This window comes from Loigolactobacillus jiayinensis (assembly GCF_003946445.1).
Lineage (GTDB): Bacteria > Bacillota > Bacilli > Lactobacillales > Lactobacillaceae > Loigolactobacillus > Loigolactobacillus jiayinensis.
This window is the reverse complement of record NZ_RHOF01000063.1, coordinates 1-18,522: the sequence shown is the minus strand read 5'-3', so window position 1 is coordinate 18,522 and position 18,522 is coordinate 1. Positions and strand designations below refer to the sequence as shown.

Annotated in this window: 17 protein-coding genes, 1 tRNA gene, 1 riboswitch and 1 other annotated feature; of the genes, 5 read left to right on the top strand and 13 right to left on the bottom strand. The window is 43.6% G+C overall.

Features of this window, described 5'->3' with window-relative positions:
* Positions 1 to 142: 142 nt before the first annotated feature.
* Positions 143 to 616 (bottom strand): universal stress protein, encoded by a 474-nt coding sequence (locus tag EKM80_RS12780; protein ID WP_125553814.1) that lies wholly within the window; start codon positions 614 to 616, stop codon positions 143 to 145.
* An 88-nt stretch (positions 617 to 704) separates the two neighbouring features.
* Here EKM80_RS12780 and EKM80_RS12775 point away from each other — a divergent pair, with 88 nt between their 5' ends.
* Both EKM80_RS12775 and EKM80_RS12770 read left to right on the top strand, forming a co-directional pair.
* On the top strand, positions 705 to 1,256 hold the full coding sequence (locus EKM80_RS12775; protein ID WP_125553812.1) for an Ntn hydrolase family protein: 552 nt from the start codon (positions 705 to 707) through the stop codon (positions 1,254 to 1,256).
* Positions 1,257 to 1,315: 59 nt separating this feature from the next.
* Positions 1,316 to 1,386 (top strand) — tRNA-Gly (locus tag EKM80_RS12770).
* 1,172 nt (positions 1,387 to 2,558) lie between these two features.
* Here the strand turns inward: EKM80_RS12770 and EKM80_RS15195 are convergent.
* From EKM80_RS15195 to EKM80_RS12755, 3 genes are all read right to left on the bottom strand, one after another.
* Positions 2,559 to 2,825 (bottom strand): tyrosine-type recombinase/integrase, encoded by a 267-nt coding sequence (locus tag EKM80_RS15195; protein WP_225418884.1) that lies wholly within the window; start codon positions 2,823 to 2,825, stop codon positions 2,559 to 2,561.
* A 606-nt stretch (positions 2,826 to 3,431) separates the two neighbouring features.
* Positions 3,432 to 4,202, bottom strand: coding sequence for a sulfite exporter TauE/SafE family protein (locus EKM80_RS12760; RefSeq protein ID WP_125553808.1), 771 nt, complete (start codon positions 4,200 to 4,202; stop codon positions 3,432 to 3,434).
* 55 nt (positions 4,203 to 4,257) lie between these two features.
* A complete protein-coding gene (locus EKM80_RS12755) occupies positions 4,258 to 5,739 on the bottom strand; it encodes an MFS transporter (protein ID WP_125553806.1) in 1,482 nt (493 codons plus the stop codon).
* 135 nt (positions 5,740 to 5,874) lie between these two features.
* On the opposite strand from EKM80_RS12755, the gene EKM80_RS12750 reads away from it, so the two are divergent.
* Positions 5,875 to 6,231 (top strand): HIRAN domain-containing protein, encoded by a 357-nt coding sequence (locus EKM80_RS12750; RefSeq protein ID WP_125553804.1) that lies wholly within the window; start codon positions 5,875 to 5,877, stop codon positions 6,229 to 6,231.
* Between the two features lie 81 nt (positions 6,232 to 6,312).
* On the opposite strand, the gene EKM80_RS12745 is transcribed toward EKM80_RS12750, so the two are convergent.
* From EKM80_RS12745 to EKM80_RS12720, 6 genes are all read right to left on the bottom strand, one after another.
* Complete coding sequence (locus EKM80_RS12745; RefSeq protein WP_125553802.1) at positions 6,313 to 6,531, bottom strand: hypothetical protein; 219 nt, start codon at positions 6,529 to 6,531, stop codon at positions 6,313 to 6,315.
* A gap of 16 nt (positions 6,532 to 6,547) precedes the next feature.
* On the bottom strand, positions 6,548 to 7,135 hold the full coding sequence (locus EKM80_RS12740; protein WP_125553800.1) for a hypothetical protein: 588 nt from the start codon (positions 7,133 to 7,135) through the stop codon (positions 6,548 to 6,550).
* The gene (locus EKM80_RS12735) at positions 7,128 to 7,589 is read right to left on the bottom strand and encodes a MarR family winged helix-turn-helix transcriptional regulator (protein WP_125553798.1); all 462 of its coding nucleotides are present in this window, start codon (positions 7,587 to 7,589) and stop codon (positions 7,128 to 7,130) included. The genes EKM80_RS12740 and EKM80_RS12735 overlap by 8 nt, the downstream gene beginning before the upstream one ends.
* Positions 7,576 to 8,973, bottom strand: coding sequence for an MFS transporter (locus EKM80_RS12730; protein ID WP_125553796.1), 1,398 nt, complete (start codon positions 8,971 to 8,973; stop codon positions 7,576 to 7,578). The genes EKM80_RS12735 and EKM80_RS12730 overlap by 14 nt, the downstream gene beginning before the upstream one ends.
* 93 nt (positions 8,974 to 9,066) lie before the next feature.
* On the bottom strand, positions 9,067 to 9,792 hold the full coding sequence (locus tag EKM80_RS12725) for a pseudouridine synthase (protein WP_125553794.1): 726 nt from the start codon (positions 9,790 to 9,792) through the stop codon (positions 9,067 to 9,069).
* An 11-nt stretch (positions 9,793 to 9,803) separates the two neighbouring features.
* Entirely contained in the window at positions 9,804 to 11,438 is a 1,635-nt protein-coding gene (locus tag EKM80_RS12720; protein ID WP_125553792.1) for a putative polysaccharide biosynthesis protein, read from the bottom strand.
* 108 nt (positions 11,439 to 11,546) lie between these two features.
* Here EKM80_RS12720 and EKM80_RS12715 point away from each other — a divergent pair, with 108 nt between their 5' ends.
* Positions 11,547 to 11,978 carry a universal stress protein gene (locus tag EKM80_RS12715; protein WP_125553790.1) on the top strand — a complete coding sequence of 144 codons (432 nt, stop codon included), beginning with the start codon at positions 11,547 to 11,549 and terminating at the stop codon, positions 11,976 to 11,978.
* A gap of 131 nt (positions 11,979 to 12,109) precedes the next feature.
* Here the strand turns inward: EKM80_RS12715 and leuS are convergent, their stop codons facing one another.
* Positions 12,110 to 14,530, bottom strand: a complete 2,421-nt coding sequence (leuS, locus tag EKM80_RS12710) for a leucine--tRNA ligase (RefSeq protein WP_125553788.1) — start codon at positions 14,528 to 14,530, stop codon at positions 12,110 to 12,112.
* 55 nt (positions 14,531 to 14,585) lie between these two features.
* Positions 14,586 to 14,786: a binding site (T-box leader), on the bottom strand.
* A 94-nt stretch (positions 14,787 to 14,880) separates the two neighbouring features.
* Between leuS and EKM80_RS12705 the strand changes: the two genes are divergently transcribed.
* Complete coding sequence (locus EKM80_RS12705; RefSeq protein WP_125553786.1) at positions 14,881 to 15,564, top strand: phosphatase PAP2 family protein; 684 nt, start codon at positions 14,881 to 14,883, stop codon at positions 15,562 to 15,564.
* Positions 15,565 to 15,575: 11 nt separating this feature from the next.
* Here EKM80_RS12705 and EKM80_RS12700 read toward each other — a convergent pair whose 3' ends face one another.
* Positions 15,576 to 17,045 carry an MDR family MFS transporter gene (locus tag EKM80_RS12700; protein ID WP_125553784.1) on the bottom strand — a complete coding sequence of 490 codons (1,470 nt, stop codon included), beginning with the start codon at positions 17,043 to 17,045 and terminating at the stop codon, positions 15,576 to 15,578.
* 86 nt (positions 17,046 to 17,131) lie between these two features.
* Positions 17,132 to 18,319 carry a methionine adenosyltransferase gene (gene metK / locus EKM80_RS12695; RefSeq protein ID WP_125553781.1) on the bottom strand — a complete coding sequence of 396 codons (1,188 nt, stop codon included), beginning with the start codon at positions 18,317 to 18,319 and terminating at the stop codon, positions 17,132 to 17,134.
* Positions 18,317 to 18,410: riboswitch (SMK box riboswitch) on the bottom strand. Its footprint overlaps the gene before it by 3 nt.
* Positions 18,411 to 18,522 lie beyond the last annotated feature (112 nt).

Below are 18,522 nucleotides of genomic sequence, written 5' to 3'. Positions count from 1 at the left end.
CAACAGATGCGAACCAAACCAAATAAAAAAACAGAACTAGAAGTTGCTTAACTTCTAGTTCTGTCCAAAATTAGCTATCAACAGGATTTGACAAAGAGCCTAGAAAAAGCGCCACAGTCCGTTTGGCCGCAGCGCTAATTAATTATTCTTCTTCAGTAACGTCGTCTTCGGTGTCGTCATCTTCATCATTGACCACTAGCACTTTGGTTGTGCTATGGTGGACAACATAACTAGTCGTTGAGCCTAACATGATTCGCGATAGGGCATCAACCCCACTTTTACCCATGACGATTAAATCAATGTCATATTTTTCTGGCAATTCTTCAGCGATTGCTTTTTTCGGATTACCATTGGCTAAAATTGTGGTTGTTTTGATACCCAATGCACTCGCCCGCTTTTCTGCTTCGGCTAAAATTTGCTGCGAACGGTCTTTCATGTCAGAGTAGAAATCCATTGGCACCGTCATTCCGTAACCATAAGCAACAAAGTGTTGTTCGTCTACAATCGACGCTACAAATAGCTCAGAACCGTATTTTTGTGCAAGTTCAAGTGCTTCTTGTAAAGCGACTTCAGCGTTACGACTACCGTCTAGCGGTACTAAAATGTGTTGATACATATAAGGCACCTCTTTCGTTTTTGATAACTTTAGTATACGTTAGAAGCAATAGTTAACGACAGAAATATGCATGTGAAAGGAATCGAATATGACTATTGCTGTTGGCATCAAAACCAGTCGTGGCAGCGTAATTGCCACTGATTCGCGTCTAACCATGTCGCGCAAGCACCAATTAATGGTGACCAGCGATCACACCCAAAAAATTTTCCAAGTGAATAATTGTCTGATTGCCACCGCTGGTCAATATAACCTTAAATTTAATCACCATTGGTTATCGGTCAAAGAATTTCTACTGAATTTTGCCGCGCGCCATGCCCACTTAACCCCACCCGCATTGGTGACGGCTTTACAACAGGAAGTGACGTATACCAATTTGGCGGCCAACGACTTCATCTTAATCTCTGAACAAAATATGTGGCAACTTAAGGCGCAGCGCCTGACCGTAACCAATTACAGCCTAATCGGTCACCAAGCTGCAACCGAACAGTTCCACCAAGCGTACGCCTTTGACATCACCCAGCCGCTACCAGACCTAGCCACTAGTCTCCAAATAAGCTTAACGGATTTTGTCCAGCACTATCCACAGTTTGTGAAAATTGGTGGCCCCATTCAAGTGGCGTACTTAACTAATAACGCATAAAAATTCAAAAAGGACTAGCGACCTAAAACTAGATATGCTATACTAAAATAGTTGAAATTGCGGGTGTAGTTTAGTGGTAAAATTCCAGCTTCCCAAGCTGAGGTCGCGAGTCCGATTCTCGTCACCCGCTTAATTTAATCAAGCTTGTTAGACCAACGTTTATAGGGCGCTGGTTTTTTTGTGCCCTCATTTTGGAAACGCCTATAGTTGCACTGAATTTGATTAAATTTGAGTAATCTCTAGCAACTTTTCTAGCAACGTTTTAGGATAGCACGTGATTAAATGGCTAGCTACCCCCTTTTGCGGTTAGCTTTTTTTTATCTCGTAGGCTTTGGCAAAATTGATTGCCTGCCTTGAGAGAATAAATATCGCCACGGCGTAAATCGTTTTGAACACCTATCACAGTGCCTAAATAGCACATACAGCCGTCACACCGCTTTGTATAGAATTGGTGGGGATAGTGTGGCAGTTACGTACTGCTCACTAGGCTGCATTAAGGTAGCTACTCCCTAAATTGACCATGATTTAAGTATCAAAGGCATTGCCACTTATGGCAATACTAGGCATCCCACCAGATGACGGTTTTTATTTATCTTTACATGAAACCATGCTATAATGTGGTTACTAAATGGAATAAGGATGTTACCCCTTCTGGTCTTATCAGCCAGTAAACGTAGCCGGCGCCGCTATCCCTATCGATGGCGGTTTTTGTGTACCAAAAAAGCCAGCGGGTTATCAAGCCACTGACTTCTGAAACTAACGGTCTTGGTGCTTGCCATTTTGACGCTTTGAGTGTCTTCCAATCGGTGAGCTAAGTACATAATGCACGTAGCAATAACGGCCAAAAGCCAACACTGTGGTACTAACAACACTCACGATCACAGCTTTAATAATATCCACTGCAACCATACTAAATGGAATAAGGATGCTTGTTCACCCCTAGCGAGTCCCTAATTGGGAATTATCGCCAACAACTATTTTACCAATAATCAAATAAAATAGATATAACATCTCAAACGCTACCGGCAAGCACAAAAATAGCACACTGTTTCCAGTATGCTTCACGCGCGCCCCGACAACTCGTTACTTTATTAAAACAGTCAACTTTACAGACAACTTTTTGAGCAACTAAGCCCCGCCACTGTAGGCGTCCGGATAATACTAAAAAAATAAAACAGACAACTTTTTAATTTAACACCTTAGCCATTAGATTGACTACCTTAATTCAGTCAATAGTCAATACAGACAACTTTTTCAATTTAACGCCCTTTCCATCAAGTTAACTGCCTCAGTTTTATCTGCTTAGTACACGTCCGCATAGACGTCAATAGTGAAAGCCGCACTACTGTGACCTAATAATATAGATACAAACTTGATGTTAACATCCTTGCTGAATAGCAATGTAGCGAACGTGTGGCGCAAAGCATGCGGGCTTAATATCGGTAACCCTACCCGCTTGCAAATTCGTTGCATCCATAATCTGGGATGCGCTAACTGGATAAACTCATTGTCGATATTGCTAAATACTAACTGCTTAGCTGAAAACGTTGATACCCTAACCTGTAACATCTCAGTCCGTTGCGTTGCCGCCACTGCTTCAATACCGCTATTGTGGCATCATTCAACGGAATAACGCGCCGTGAGTTCACAGTCTTTGGTTCTTCTAGATAAAGCCGTCGCTGTTTGCTGCTAGTGAGCGTTTGACGCACGGTTAAAGTCTTAGCTTCAAAGTCGATTACATCCCAAACCGATAACAGTATTTGTTTGTATTTTATGCTGTTTTTGGTAATATAAGTATATTAAAAGCGCCTGCTATTTACGGTAGCAGACGCTCAGCGTGAATATAGCACGTGATTAAATGGCTAGCTAACCCCTTTTGCGGTTAGCTTTTTTTATTATCTCGTAGGCTTGGGCAAAATTGATTGCCGCCCTTGAGAAAATAAATATCGCCACGGCGTAAACCATTTTGATCACCTATCACAGTGGCTAAATAGCACATACAGCCATCACCACCGCTTTGTATAAAATTGGTGGATAGTGTGGCAATTACGTACTGCTCCCTAAGCACACAAGCTTTAATTATTTGCTTGTCCACTTAAGTAGGCGTATAGCTGTCGACTAAAATAGCGGTTTAGCTGCCGATTCATTTTGAACAATAAGGAACATAACGTAGGTTTAAAAGTACGCGGTATAAAATAAATACGCCGCCAGAATAAACGCGGCAAAAGCAATGACCACCCGTAGCGGCCGTGCTGGTACGTGGCGAATTACCATTGGTCCAAGATACCCGCCGATGAACATGCCGATTCCCAGTGGTACTACCATCCACCAATAAATTTTCGTCGTAAACGCGTAGATCACAAGTGACAATGTGTTCGCGAGAAAACAGGTGAAGTTCTTAATTGCATTTGTAACCGCAAAGGATTCATTTAACGTAACGATCAAAATCGACAGCAAAATCATCCCCGCTGACGCACCAAAATAACCAATATAGATGCCCACTAAAAACACGGTCAAGTTTTTCAGAATGCTCGTGCTACGCTTAGTTTGAACTGTTGCTGAACGTGTCACGGCTGGGTGATGAAATTGCGACCATAACATTAAAATACCGGCACCAAAGACTAGAAATGGCACCACGCGGGTAAAGGTCGTCGCCGGTGCGATCACTAGTAAAAAACTACCGACAATACTACCAAGTAGCACATAAACTGCTACCCGCCATAACGTTTTTTTGCTGCTGCGTAGCTCTTTCAATGATGAGGCACTAGAACCGATACCAGTAAAAATCAGCGCTGCCGTATTGGTTGTATTGGCGCTGATTGGTGGCACGCCTAGCATTAGGAGGACTGGGTAAGACACCAACGATGCCAAACCAGCCACTGATGACAATAAACCAGCCACAACCCCACTCACTAATAAAATAATTGTCATTAACCAGATTGCCATAACAGCCACCTTCTTTCTAATTTCTAGCCACTTTAGTAGTGGTTAGTTATATCAATTAATCAATTTTTGCCGCTTTTAATTGATGTTTCTCCAAACGTTGTGCCCACAGATTGATTCCTAGGGCAATTAACATCAAAAGCAACGCCAGTACCATAATATTATGCAAACCAGCATGTAAAATCAAGCGCATTTGCGGAATCAAGCGGCTCGGCAATGAGCTAATATTCGTAGCGTCACTGAGCTTGTTCATCATTTTCATGGTGATTGTGCCACCAGAGTGCTGTACCCCTTGGCGCAAAGCATGGTTCATGACCAAGCCAAATACGGCCGCGGTAAACGTTTGACTTAACATCCGAATCAAAAAACTAAACGAAGTTGCCACCGGAATATCTTGTTGTTCAGCATCTTGCTGGACCTTAACTTGTAATTCATTGAAGCAAGCGCCATTACCCAAGCCTTCAAACGCACCGGCCACCAACAAAACCCAATACGGTGTTTTAACGCCACCCATTAATAGAATAAAGGCGATGGTCAACATCACAATGCTCATGCCTAGCACCTTTTGCGGCGTAAAATATTTGCGTAGTGGCGCTACTGAACCAGACCCAATAAAATTAGTAAACGAGCTTGGAATTTGCGTTGCACCCCCAATTAAAGCAGTGGTCCCCAACAATCCTTGCGCCCACATGGGACTGTAGATCAAAAAGCTAATAAAGGCACCCCAGATAATTGTAAACAGTGTGAAATCAATGACTAATGCCCGATTTTTGAATAACCGACTCGGAATAATTGGATCAGCCACGCCTTTTTCAAAGTGGATCATGCTGAGCAAACAGATAGCTGCTACAACAAAGACGCCCACGACCAAGACCGTATTGGCGCTACCAATCATTTCAATCGCCGCTAACAAGCTCGTCAGCCCCAACGTCATCAACACTGAGCCGCGATAGTCCACCGGCTTACTTTCATGCGGTTGCTTTTCCATTTGATAATAAATTTGTACCAATATCGCTGACAATAAGCCAATGGGCACATTTAAGTAGAAGACCCAATGCCAAGTAAAGGCATCGACGATAAACCCGCCGACTAGTGGGCCAATAATTGTGGCCGTACTGTAACTCGCCGAAACAAAGCCTAGCACCTGCATCCGTTTGCGGGGGTTCGTGTACATCCGCGCATAAATAATATAGGGCAACGAAACCACGCCCCCATTGCCAATACCCGCAATCGTCCGGGCAATGATCAAAAACCAAATATTAGGCGCCAAACCTTGCAGTAACGAGCCAACAATAAAAAAGCCGGCCGCTAGCTGGTAGCTACGTTTGTTACCAACATGCTCACCAAGCTTACTCCACAACGGCGTACTAACCGCCGTCCCCAGCAAGAATACCGCCACGATCCAGCCCATCATTTCCAAGCCGTGCAGATCAGAAATAATCGCTGGCAGCGCCGTATTGATGATGGTACTATCCAGCCCACTCATCGCGTTAGAGAGCAACAACGCACAAGTGACAATAAAAATATTCCGTTTTGACAAAAGATTCGCTTCTTCCTCCAAGATTAACTATCCTTCATGTTACAACTTATCCCCCCAATTGAAAATAACCTTAGCTAATAATTAACGTGGCCCTTTTAAACTTATGCTATAATCTAATAAAAAGAGGTTGCGCTAATGGCTAAAAATGAACCGTTTCAACCTAAATATGAACCAAGTCGCCACTTACTAGATTGCCACATTGCTGGCTTCGCGTATTACGACGGCTTAGACGTGATCGACGAATTAAACCTCGGCAAGCCAGTGACACTAGTGGCTGAACCCGATAACCCCACTGACGCCGAAGCAGTGGCCATTTACTATCACAAACACAAGTTAGGTTACATTCCCGCAGTTAAAAATGAATTCATCAGCAAGCTGTTATATTTCGGCTACGGCCAATTTCTCGAAGCACGAATTCAATCCATGAGCAAGGAAACACATCCTGAGCGCCAATTTCGCGTAGTGATCCAGCTTAAAGACAACCGTGACTAACAAAATAAATGAGCGTGTAGCATAATTTCACTTATGCCGCACGCTCATCTTTTTATTCCGCTAACGCCTGATTCTTAAGCGCTAATCGTAGCTAACTTCATCATTTTCTATTTGCCGCTCTAACTGTTGAATCGCGGTCTCAGTGGCACTGATTTCTTCATTGATCTCAGCCAAGGTTTGCCCCGAGGCGCTATAGCCCTTATACAGCGCCGTCACATAATCATTTTCCGCTAGTTGCCGCGCATGCTCGCGCAAATTTCCTAATTGGTCGATCAACTGTTCATATTCACGATCAGTCATATTGCTCACCCCTCTGCTAAGCCAACGCTTCTGGTGCCGCTAATTGTGGTCCTTGATTGTTGCGCGCCAGTACCCAATCATCATAATTCCACTCTTCCGTTGCTCTTCTAGAACGGAAATAATCCCAACGTGATTCCCGTTCCAACTCGATCACCTGTCCATCAGGTCCAATCGACGCCCAATTATACGAGCCATTATCATGCGCAAACTTGACCCATTGCACGGTAAACGCTTGGCGCACCCCTTGATCATCGATAAAATAGCGCTGTTGCCTATCAGTACGCATATAATGCAACCCGCGCGCATAATCAGCATCAACCATTTGCCAAACTTGTTCAGCTATCTGAATGACATCACCTTTGATTGGTAACGTCAGCTGATCAAAGGCGACAAAGAAACGATTGTAACTGATCAATCGCTCATCAGCCCCATAAACTAGCGTGATGTGAGCATTATTGGGGCTGAACTCAGGCGTTGTCTGATAGCGCTCGACCCGAACTTCTTCTCGATTACGCCGGTGGGTTTCCGCAGTCACTAATTTAAAATCACTGGGTATGATCAACGGCTGAATTGCCCGTTGCTTGATCAATACATGATTAGTCATTTGGCTCGTCCTCCTTGATTGACAGTAACTGATTCAAATCACGATCAACGCTACCTAAAAATTCCTGCAACATAGCGGCTTGTTGATGGTCAAATGATTGGACCAACGCTTGATTAATTTGCGGTAACCGCTGCACCAATTGGTCATACTGCCGCTGACCTAAAGCCGTTAGTTTGATGACACGGCTGCGGCCATCAGCTGGTGATTTTGCTTTAACGATATAACCTAGGTCAATTAAGCGCTTAAGCCGCCGGGTCACATTGCTTGGATTCAAGTAAAGCACATCAAATAATTCTTCCTGCGACAATGTCCCGTGCTCACCAACTTTCAAAATAAAAAAATAGGTGCTGGCGGTTAAATTGAGATCTTTTAATTGCTGATTCAAATACTGGCGACTTTTTTGTGCCACAATATTAAAACGGCGAATGTAACCATCCAGCTCATCGATCGCCATCGCTGGTCAACTCCTTTTTCCGGTGCCAAATTAAAATAAACAGCGCAACTGATAATAACAACAGCGCGACTAGATAAGTCCCACGTTGAGCTTTGAGCAAAACTGGCCGCGCAATCCCCAATGCCGTATCGACTTGCCGTTGACTAAAAAGTGATAATAAGCGGTAGAAAATCAGCGTGGATAAGGTTGTTCCTAAAACTAGGCCAAACTCACGCACCAACGAATTGGTGGCGCCGGCGAGACCGCGCATTTTATTGGGTACTGCTTGCATAACGATCACGTTATTTGGTGTGCCAAAAAGAGCAGTGCCCACGGCGATCAAAACTGAATTAAAGATAAAATACGTTGGTTCAAAGCGCGCGGTCGCAAAGGCTAAGCTTAATTGCGCCACAACCAAAATCGCCATCCCGATCGTCATTTCCAGCCGTTGATCATAGCGATCAGAAATGTATCCAGCTAGCGGAGAAGCCACCAACGACACGATCGGCGTTACCATCAGCAACAAACCAGTTACCCCAGACGAATATTGCAACACCAGTTGTAAATAGAGTGGTGCCAAAATAGTAAAGAAGTACGCCACAATAAAACTTAAAAAGGCGACCAACAAACTTTGACTAAATAATTGATAGCGAAAAATCTTAAAATCTAATAACGGCACGGCAATTTTACTTTCGACCCGCCAAAAAATATAACTTAAAATTACCATTAACAAGATCATGACCCACCAATACCTGAGTTGCATCGTGGCCAAATATAAAGCACTGGTAGCCAAAGCTAAGCTAGCCGCTCCTAACCAATCGATTTTACTGCTGCTGCGTTGCTGACTTTTAGGAAAAACAGCCACTTCCACAATTAAACACAGCAAGCCTAACGGTAAATTTATCCAGAAAATGTAATTCCATGGTAGTTGCACCAGAATCAGCCCACCAAGTCCTGGCCCTGCTAGAGCACCTAACGAGATGAAAATACCCTCGATACCAAACGCCCGCCCTAATTGTTCCGGTGGAAAAATATCGGTCACTAACGCGTAACTGTTTGCCATCGTCATGCTAGCGCCAATTCCTTGCACGAAGCGACCCAGTAAAACGATGCTCAGTGAGCCACCGGAACCTGCTAGAAATGAACCCACTAGGAAAATCAAGGTGCCCCATTTAAAAACTCGACTACGGCCAAACTGATCACCGATCTGGCCAAACAGTAATAAGCTGGCACAAATAGTGATCAAATAACTAGAAATAATCAAAGTTGTTGCCCCAGTGGTGATCGCCAAATCACGAGCAATATCCGGAATTGCGATGGCCACGATACTACCGTCAACGATCACCATGAAGAAAAATAAACCGATAACTGCCAACATCGTCCAACGCTTAACCGCAGATTGCATATTATTAACCTCCATGCGTAGTGTATTCTAATTTATTTGCTTAAGCAACTAAATTGACTGCTAATATTTAGCCAAGAAAAAAATCAGCCTCCGTTAGGAAACTGATGCTTGTAATTCATTCACTTCTGTCGCACTCAACGCGCGGTAGGTCCCCGCGGCTAAGGTAGGATCTAACTGTAGGTGACCCATTTGCCGCCGCTGCAGCGTTAGCACTTCTTTACCCACTGCTTGAAACAAACGCTTCACTTCATGAAACTTACCTTCGTGCAGTGTCACTTCGATTTGACTTTGTTGCTGGCTATTGTCCACCGCTAAAATCTGTAACTTGGCGGGTGCAAAAGTGTTGCCGGCTTTAGTTGTAAGCCCAGCAGCAAACCGCTGTTGATCTGCAGTTGTGACCACCCCAGCAACTAAAGCACGATACACCTTGTCCACCTGTTGGCGCGGGCTAAGTAAGCGATGGGCTAATTGACCATCATTAGTTAAAATCAACAAGCCAGTTGTATCCTTATCCAGGCGGCCGACGGGAAATAAATCGGCCCGCTGCTGCGCTGGTGCCAATAAATCAATCACCGTTCGTTGCTGTGGATCAGTAGTGGCGGATAGCACGCCAGTCGGCTTATTCAGCATATAATAATAAAATTGCTGGTAACTGACCATTGTGCCCGCCACCTGCACCTGATCCATTTCTGGCACGACTGTTGCTTTACTACTACTAACCACGACAGCATTGATCTGGACTTGTTTGCCACGGATCAAGCGCTGAACTTCTTTGCGACTGCCGACCCCCGCATGAACTAAAAATTTATCTAAACGCATTGTTTACTCCCTTACTTGATTCGTAAGCGCCGGCGTAAACCAGCAATACGACTACCCAGTAGTTGATCGCCTAAACGACTTTTCAACACCAAATAACCGTACAGTGCTGCGCCAACACTGGCCACAATGACAATCACCAGCACACTCTGCACGCGACTAGCCGGATTTAAGAATAGATAGAGTACCTGCTGTAAACCAGTACAAACCGCATACATGAGCAACGCAAAAAACAATGTCTCCGAGAAAAATTTAACGATCTCGGCAACTTTTAAATGGAACATATTGTTCATCGTATTCATCATTAAGTAGCAAGTGACCATGAACGCAATCGCAGTCGCCACCAATGGTCCGAAGACTTTAAACAAATAAATCATCGGGTATTGAATGGCAATTTTTACCAATAACCCCACCACAAAATAGCCGATAGCCAACCGATTTTGGTACAGGCCTTGTAACATTGCGGCCAATACCGTGAATAAGCCTAAAACGATTGACGTATAGGCGGAAAATTCCAATACTAATGTGCCGGTAAAATCATAGCCGTAAAAAATCGTGTATAACGGTTTGGCTACTGCCGCCATCCCAATTGCCGCCGGAATCATAATGAAGAAAAACAACTCAATCGTATTATCAACTTGATTGCGGACATCGCGAAAATCATGTTTAGTGTAGGCCTCCGACAATAACGGCACCGAAGTAACCGCCATTGACGCTGCCAATGACACAATGATCATCACCAATTTATTGGCATTAAAAGCAAATAAAGCGTACAACCCATTAAAGGTTGCCCGCGTACCGACTACAAAGTCACCAATCATATTGAAGAAGGTATATTGATCGACTAATTGGAAAATCGTGATCCCAGCATCTAAAATAATAAACGGAATCGCTTGGCGCACCATTTCCATTAGCATATCACGGGTGGAAATATCTAATGTATCGGTGCCATTATCGGCCAAGACATCCCACTCTTTGCGCTTACGTAAATAGTACCACGCTAACACTAGCAAACTAGCAATTGCCCCGATGAAGGCGGCAAAAGTCGAATGCGCTACGGCCGTCACGTAGTTACCGTGCAACACCTGCATGATCAAATAAGTGGCCACCAACATATAGATCACTCGTGCCACTTGTTCAATGAACTGCGAAACCGCAGACGGTGCCATATCTTGATAACCTTGGAAAAAGCCACGGAATAGGCTCATCATCGGAATCACAAGCAACGGTGCTGCCAGTGAACGCATAACCGGAATAGCGTCTTTATCGCCAGTAGAAAGCCACGGCGCTAAGACGTATAGGCCCACTGCCGAAACGATCCCCATAATTACCATTAAGTACATACCACTCCGAAAAAGCTTACGGCCAGTTTTATATTCATTCATGGCGTTATAATGCGAAACTTGTTTGGCCACCGCTCCCGGAATCCCAGCAGTTGAAATAATTAGAAAAACACTGTAAATATTATAACCAATCGCAAATAGCGCATTGGCTTGGCCACTCTCTCGGCCGAACCACATCATCCAGGGAATGACATATAATGCACCTAAAATCCGCGAAAACATACTGCCCGCCGTCATCCAAGCTGAGCCACGGAGCATTTTTTCTTTTGATGTAGCAGTTGTTGTTTTTTCTGGCTGCTTCGCCATAATTATATCCCTCACAAACTATGGCGCTAATTACTGTTAGCGCCTTTTCTTTGACGTTGTCGCTACTTAGCTTCTATAATGAAGTAAATAAGTAAAGGTGGCGATTTTATGCAACAAGCAACGTATTTAGTGACTGTCGATGGCTCGAAAAACGCTGAACGCGCCTTTCAGGCCGCAGTTGATCTCGCCAAAGTAACTGGCGCTACGTTAACAATTCTATACGTGATCAATGATCGTGGCTACGACAAGCAACGCTTTGAGGCTGAATATTTACGCCTGATCGACGCAGAACATCAACTCGCTGAAGAATTGATCAGCTCTTACTTGCAAACCGCACAAGCACAGCATGTTGACGCACAGCAAGCTGTATTATACGGTTATCCCAAGGAACAAATTGTTGCCTATAGTCATGATAATCTGCCAACTGACCTCATTTTTCTCGGTGCCACTGGTAACAATGCCTTTGAAGATGGCGAACTAGGTGCCACCGCCAGCTATGTTATCCGTCACGCCACTGCCAACGTTTTTTTAGTCAAATAAAACTCGACTAGATATAATTTTATCATTTTCAGCGCGCATTAGATACTAGTAAACGCGCAAAAAGCAGGTTCCGGCGTAAAAACCAGAACCTGCTTTTTATTTTTCAAAGCAAACATCGTGAAACGAATAAACTAATTAGCAACAATATTAACTAATTTGTGTGGTACAGCAATCACTTTGCGGACTGTTTTACCAGCAATGAATTCTTTTACTTTGGCATCAGCTAAGGCTAACTTTTCCATGTCGTCTTTGCTAGTGTCTTTGCTGATCTCAATTTTCGAACGCAACTTACCATTGACCTGCAAAACAACTTCTACGGTGTCCTCAACCAATTGACTTTCGTCATAAGTTGGCCAAGCCGCATACGTGATGCTGTCTTCATGACCTAATTTCTGCCATAACTCTTCGGTAATATGCGGTGCAATTGGGTTCAACATTTTAATGAAGCCTTCTACATAAGGTACTGGTAAAATGTCGACTTTATAAGCTTCGTTAATGAAGACCATTAATTGTGAAATTGCCGTATTAAAATGTAAATGCGTGAAATCTTCAGTTACCTTTTTAACGGTTTGGTTATAGATTTTAGTCAAACCAGCATCACTAATTGTCGTTACGCGGTCGCGCAATTCATCTTCATCATCGATCAATAAACGCCATACGCGATCCAAGAATTTACGGCTACCGTTTAAACCATCATCGCTCCATGCAATCGAAGCATCCAGTGGACCCATAAACATTTCGTACAAGCGCAATGTGTCAGCACCATATTGGTCAACAATATCATCTGGATTAATGACGTTGCCTTTAGATTTAGACATTTTTTCGTGGTTGTCCCCTAAAATCATCCCTTGGTTATACAACTTCTGGAATGGTTCTGGCGTTGGAACAACACCGATATCATACAAGAACTTGTGCCAGAAACGGGCGTACAATAAATGCAGTACGGCGTGTTCAGCACCACCGATATAGAGATCGACTGGTAACCAGCGCTTTAATTTTTCTGGATCAGCTAATTGTTCTTTGTTATGTGGATCAATATAGCGCAAGAAATACCAAGAACTGCCGGCCCATTGTGGCATCGTGTTAGTTTCGCGCTTACCTTTACGGCCATTTTCATCAACCACGTTGACCCAATCATCAACATTAGCTAAGGGGCTTTCCGTACTGCCAGATGGCTTTACGTCAGCTGTTTTTGGTAAAATTAACGGTAATTCATCTTCAGGGACTAATGTCGTTTCGCCATCTGCCCAATGAATAACTGGGATTGGTTCGCCCCAATAACGTTGCCGTGAGAAGATCCAATCACGCAAGCGATAATTAACTTTGCGTTCACCGATACCCTTTTCTTCTAACCAATCTAACATCTTAGCGATGGCTTCTTTTTTACCTAAACCATTTAAAAAGTCAGAATTGATATGGGGGCCGTCGTCAGTGAAAGCTGCTTCATCGATGTTGCCGCCTTCGATAACTGGCTTGATTGGTAAATCAAACGTACGGGCAAATTCGTAATCACGATCATCGTGAGCTGGTACCGCCATGATGGCACCAGTGCCATAAGAAGCTAAAACGTAATCAGCGATCCAAATCGGAATTTGTTCACCATTGACTGGGTTAATTGCATAACTACCTGTAAAAGCGCCAGTTTTTTCTTTGGCCAAATCAGTTCGTTCCAAATCACTCTTCTTGGAAACTTCTTCCTGATAAGCAGCAATAGCCGTTTTTTGCTCAGCAGTCGTTAATTGTGCAACTAGCTCATGTTCTGGTGCTAATACCATGTAAGAAGCGCCAAACAAGGTATCTGGCCGTGTTGTGAAGACTTCAATTTTAGCATCAGCATGTCCCGCAACACTAAAGGTCACGCTGGCACCTTCAGAACGGCCGATCCAATTGCGTTGCATTTCTTTAATGCTTTCGGGCCAATCGACTAAGTCCAAATCATTTAATAAGCGTTCCGCGTACGCCGTAATTTTCAACATCCATTGCCGCATTGGTACACGGTAAACGGGGAAACCACCGCGTTCCGTTTTGCCATCAACAACTTCTTCATTCGCTACAACGGTGCCACCTAACAAATCAGGCGCCCAGTTAACTAACACTTTGGATTCGTAAGCTAACCCTTTTTTGTACATTTGTTCGAAGATCCATTGCGTCCACTTATAGAAGTTAGGATCAGTCGTGTTTACTTCACGATTCCAATCATAAGAAAAGCCCAACGAATTGATCTGCTTGCGGAAAGTTTCAATATTTTTACGGGTGAAGCTAGCTGGTGAATGACCGGTATTTAGCGCATATTGTTCTGCGGGTAAACCAAAGGCATCCCACCCCATTGGATGTAGGACGTTAAAACCTTGCATCCGCTTCATGCGCGCAATAATATCCGTTGCGGTATAACCTTCTGGATGACCAACGTGTAGGCCTTTACCAGATGGATACGGAAACATATCTAACGCGTAAAAATTCTGCTTGTCTGGATCCTCCGTTGTCTTGAACGTATTATGCTGCAACCAATATTGATTCCATTTACGTTCAACGACCTTGTGATTGTAACTCATGTCTTAACTCCCTTTCACCTAAATGATAAGAAAAAAGTCCCACAGGAAATAATTCCTGTAGGACGAATGACCGCGGTGCCACCTACATTTTGCGTAAAATACGCAACGCTTGACCTTAACGCGGCACACGAACCGACCTACTGAGTTCAATCGGTTATTCTAAGGTGAGTTCACTACAACGCACTACGATTTTCCATTAACCAATCGCTTGCTGGCTAGTTGTGTAGTAGTTACTACTCCTCATCAACATTTCTTATTAATACTCAAATCATACCAAAAAGAATTTTTTAATTCAAGACAACATGGTACACTATCCATAATAAACCCAATTTTTTAAAGGAGTTGTCCCATTGTCCACAAAATTATTTCGTCGACGGCTATTATTTCGTAGTCTCGGCGCTTACATTGTCTTTGCTTTTTTGACTTATTTAGTCTGGCAACAACGACCATGGTTAACCCAAATTGATCAACAGGTCAACAATTGGTTGACCTGTTTGCGCACACCATGGCTTGATCACATCATCATTGCAATCACCAATTTTGGCAATCCTGGTAATAGTATGTTGCTGACTGCCGTACTACTGATCCTACTGTTAAGTTTCCAGCAACGCCAGCTCGCCTTGTTTAGCCTCTTTAACGTTGCGCTAATTGGCGGTCTCGGTAATCATTTGCTCAAGCTACTAGTCATGCGCCCGCGGCCGACTGCGGTGGCGCACCTGGTCCACGCTGGTGGTACTAGCTTTCCCAGTGGTCACGCGGCTGGGAGTATGGCTTTTTTCGGTGCTTTGATCGTCATTACCTATTATTTAGTTGCTAAGCACCAGCAGCGCCAAGTTTTAACGAGCTTGTGGCTACTTTTCATTCTATTGATCGGGCTTAGCCGAATTTACGTTGGTGTTCACAATACCAGTGACGTGCTGGCTGGCTGGGCCTGGGGTTTAGGCGGCCTCAGCTTAAGTTGGTGGTTATTTATACGCAGCGGCTTACTACCTCAGAAAAATTACTTCTCTAAACCAAACCAGTTGCCACGCTGACAGCTGGTTTTTTAGTCCACTTTTTTCGCCTGTCGCCCAGCTAACAAATTGACCAATAGCGCAACAATCATCAGCCCAACGGACACATAATAGATAACGTGTAAGCCACTATACAAAATTTGCCGCAAAGTTGGCAGTAATTTAGCCGGTAGATCAACTGCTGTTTGTGGATTAACTAAACGATTCATCATATCGCTAGTCACACCACGACTGTGATATTGCTTGACGCCACTAGCCAAATGTAAATTGAGCACGATCCCATAAATTGATACCATCAGCGTTTGCCCTAGCGTCCGACACAGCGTATTAAATGACGTTGCAACCCCAATTTTATCGTGAGTAACTGAGTTTTGTGAAACGACAGTGGTGGTCGTGATTGTCACCCCAAACCCCAGCCCGAGAAAAGCGGCAACGACCAAGAACAAGGAAAATTGCGTTGTTTCTGGCAAGATGGCTAATACAAGACTACCTAGCGTCAGCAACAATAAGCTCCAAAATAGGATCAAGCGCGGCTTATATTTGGCCAATAACCCACCGGTAATAAATGAAGCCACGACCCACATCAGCGAACTAGGCGTCACCACAAAACCACCCATTGACGCCGGTAAGCCCAGGATACCCTGCATCCACATCGGCATATAAACTTCAAAACCCATCAAGAAACCACTAACTAAAGCAGCAACTATATTTTGCACGTTAAAAGTACTATTTTTAAATAACGCTAACGAAATGATGGGATCAGCCACGCGCTTTTCGGTTCGTATAAATAGCCAAAAACATAGCACTGCTAAAGCAAATAAGCCGATAATCAGAATGGAGAAACCTTGTTCCATCACTTGAAAAGCATACATAACCGTCAATAAGGTCAACATTAACCAAACGCTACCCCAATAATCGATTGGCGCTTTAGTGACTTTGCGTTCTTCATCCAAGAATTGCCAAATCAACCAAATAGTCACTAACCCGATCGGCACATTCAAAAAGAAAATCCAGTGCCAACTTAAACGTTCCACGATGAAGCCGCCTAATAACGGCGCAACCACTGAAGCAATCCCCCACGCTGAACTATTGAAGCCAAGCACCTTAGCGCGTTTTTGCAATGGATAAATATCGGCAATAATCGTGAACGAAACCGGCATAATGGCACCGGCGCCAATTCCCTGTAACGCACGGAAGATAATTAACGTCATCATATTTTGCGCAAAGCCACACAGTGCCGAACCAATAATAAAAATTGCTAACCCAGTAATAAATACTGGTTTCCGGCCAACACGATCAGCTAATTTCCCATAAATCGGCGTTAGCATCGCATTAGTCAATAAATAAATTGAAAAAATCCAGTTCATCATGTTCAAGCCATGGAGATCCCCAACAATGGTGGGCATTGCCGTTGAAACAATGGTCCCCTCGATTGCTGACATAAACGTGGCAATAAAAATAGCAATTGTCACGACCAGTACATTAGTCTTATTTTTACGCATACTTACTCCCTCTCTTTTGTAGAACTATTGCAGAAAAAGAGACGGTCCTCACCAAATAAATGGTAAGGGTCGCCTCTTTGCACTCGTTAATCTAATTCTTGGTGTAATGCATCGACTTTATCAAGTCGTTCCCAAGGTAAATCAATATCTGTACGCCCAAAATGTCCATAAGCAGCCGTTTGTTCATAAATTGGCCGCTGTAGATCCAACATTCTAATAATTCCGGCTGGTCGTAGATCAAAAACCTTACGAATTGCCGCAACTAATGCTGCTTCTGACACTTTGCTTGTTCCCTGTGTATCAACAGAAATTGATACAGGCTTAGCCACACCGATTGCATATGCTAATTGAACTTCACAACGTGTTGCAAAACCGGCAGCAACGATATTCTTAGCGATATAACGTGCAGCATAACTAGCTGAACGATCAACCTTCGTTGCATCTTTACCAGAGAACGCACCACCGCCATGCTTAGCGTAGCCGCCATAAGTATCAACAATGATCTTACGACCAGTTAAACCAGCATCGCCTTGAGGTCCACCTAAAACAAAACGTCCCGTAGGATTAATAAAATATTTAGTTTGATCATCGAGCAAGTCAGCTGGCACAACAGCCTTAATAACTTGTTCAATCATATCTTTGCGGATCTGCTCCAAAGTTGCGTCTGGGTCATGCTGAGTACTGATAACAACAGTATCAACCCGACTAGGCTTACCATTATCATCATATTCAACGGTAACTTGTGCCTTAGCATCTGGCCGCAAATATTTGATTGTCCCATTCTTACGCAATTGTGCAACTTTACGCATCAAACGATGGCTCAGTGAGATTGGTAATGGCATTAACTCAGGTGTTTCGTCAATTGCAAAACCAAACATCATGCCCTGATCACCGGCACCAATCTTGTCCAATGGATCCTGATCATCTTCACGTGCTTCTAATGAATCATCGACCCCTTGTGCAATATCAGGTGATTGTTCATCTAGCGCCACCATAACCGCACAATTATCGCCATCAAAACCATACTTAGAATGATCGTAGCCAATACGTTTGATTGTATCTCGAACGGTCTTCTGGATATCAACATATGCACTAGTTGAAACTTCACCAACTACTAATACTAAACCAGTTGTGACTGTTGTTTCAACCGCAACACGTGCTTTTGGATCTTGTTCTAACATCGCATCTAAGATAGCATCACTAATTTGATCAGCAATTTTATCTGGATGGCCTTCAGAAACTGATTCTGAAGTAAATAAATGTTTTTCTCGCATAAGAAAAATATTCCCCCTTAAAATAATCGGTTACAAGGCACCTTTGTAGTCAAGCTACAAATCCTTTCGGGAAACCTAAATATAAACCATAAACTAGTGTAGCACAGTGCTCGGGTCTTTAAAAGGATTCGTGGACAAAAAAAGTACAAAAGCAATTGCTTTTGTACTTCACTAGCCGCCTTACCGTTTACACGCACGGTACG

Coding starts and splice junctions, on each gene's coding strand:
- EKM80_RS12780 (WP_125553814.1), bottom strand. CDS start 616: ATGTATCAACACATTTTAGTACCGCTAGACGGTAGTCGTAACGCTGAA.
- EKM80_RS12775 (WP_125553812.1), top strand. CDS start 705: ATGACTATTGCTGTTGGCATCAAAACCAGTCGTGGCAGCGTAATTGCC.
- EKM80_RS15195 (WP_225418884.1), bottom strand. CDS start 2,825: ATGTTACAGGTTAGGGTATCAACGTTTTCAGCTAAGCAGTTAGTATTT.
- EKM80_RS12760 (WP_125553808.1), bottom strand. CDS start 4,202: ATGGCAATCTGGTTAATGACAATTATTTTATTAGTGAGTGGGGTTGTG.
- EKM80_RS12750 (WP_125553804.1), top strand. CDS start 5,875: ATGGCTAAAAATGAACCGTTTCAACCTAAATATGAACCAAGTCGCCAC.
- EKM80_RS12745 (WP_125553802.1), bottom strand. CDS start 6,531: ATGACTGATCGTGAATATGAACAGTTGATCGACCAATTAGGAAATTTG.
- EKM80_RS12740 (WP_125553800.1), bottom strand. CDS start 7,135: ATGACTAATCATGTATTGATCAAGCAACGGGCAATTCAGCCGTTGATC.
- EKM80_RS12735 (WP_125553798.1), bottom strand. CDS start 7,589: ATGGCGATCGATGAGCTGGATGGTTACATTCGCCGTTTTAATATTGTG.
- EKM80_RS12730 (WP_125553796.1), bottom strand. CDS start 8,973: ATGCAATCTGCGGTTAAGCGTTGGACGATGTTGGCAGTTATCGGTTTA.
- EKM80_RS12725 (WP_125553794.1), bottom strand. CDS start 9,792: ATGCGTTTAGATAAATTTTTAGTTCATGCGGGGGTCGGCAGTCGCAAA.
- EKM80_RS12720 (WP_125553792.1), bottom strand. CDS start 11,438: ATGGCGAAGCAGCCAGAAAAAACAACAACTGCTACATCAAAAGAAAAA.
- EKM80_RS12715 (WP_125553790.1), top strand. CDS start 11,547: ATGCAACAAGCAACGTATTTAGTGACTGTCGATGGCTCGAAAAACGCT.
- leuS (WP_125553788.1), bottom strand. CDS start 14,530: ATGAGTTACAATCACAAGGTCGTTGAACGTAAATGGAATCAATATTGG.
- EKM80_RS12700 (WP_125553784.1), bottom strand. CDS start 17,045: ATGCGTAAAAATAAGACTAATGTACTGGTCGTGACAATTGCTATTTTT.
- metK (WP_125553781.1), bottom strand. CDS start 18,319: ATGCGAGAAAAACATTTATTTACTTCAGAATCAGTTTCTGAAGGCCAT.